Here is a 267-nt window from a genome sequence, read left to right on the forward strand (position 1 = left end):
GGTGGGCGATACTGGGTTTGAACCAGTGACCTCTTCCGTGTCAAGGAAGCGCGCTCCCACTGCGCCAATCGCCCGTGCATAAAACCGAGGTGGGGACGGGATTTGAACCCGCGTACACGGCTTTGCAGGCCGTTGCCTCGCCTCTCGGCCACCCCACCGAGGTTGCCCCCGTCATGCGTGGCGGCAGCTCCGAGCGGACGACGGGATTCGAACCCGCGACCCTCACCTTGGCAAGGTGATGCGCTACCAGCTGCGCTACGTCCGCAC

General features: G+C 65.2%; 3 tRNA genes. All 3 read right to left on the reverse strand.

Going from position 1 to position 267, the window contains the following annotated elements:
- Nucleotides 1-2: 2 nt before the first annotated feature.
- Nucleotides 3-74: transfer RNA gene (locus ACLQ26_RS33055), tRNA-Val, on the reverse strand.
- A gap of 13 nt (nt 75-87) precedes the next feature.
- Nucleotides 88-158 (reverse strand) — tRNA-Cys (locus ACLQ26_RS33060).
- A 34-nt stretch (nt 159-192) separates the two neighbouring features.
- Nucleotides 193-265: transfer RNA gene (locus ACLQ26_RS33065), tRNA-Gly, on the reverse strand.
- Nucleotides 266-267: the final 2 nt, after the last annotated feature.

It is taken from the genome of Micromonospora sp. DT43 (assembly GCF_049841645.1).
Lineage (GTDB): Bacteria > Actinomycetota > Actinomycetes > Mycobacteriales > Micromonosporaceae > Micromonospora.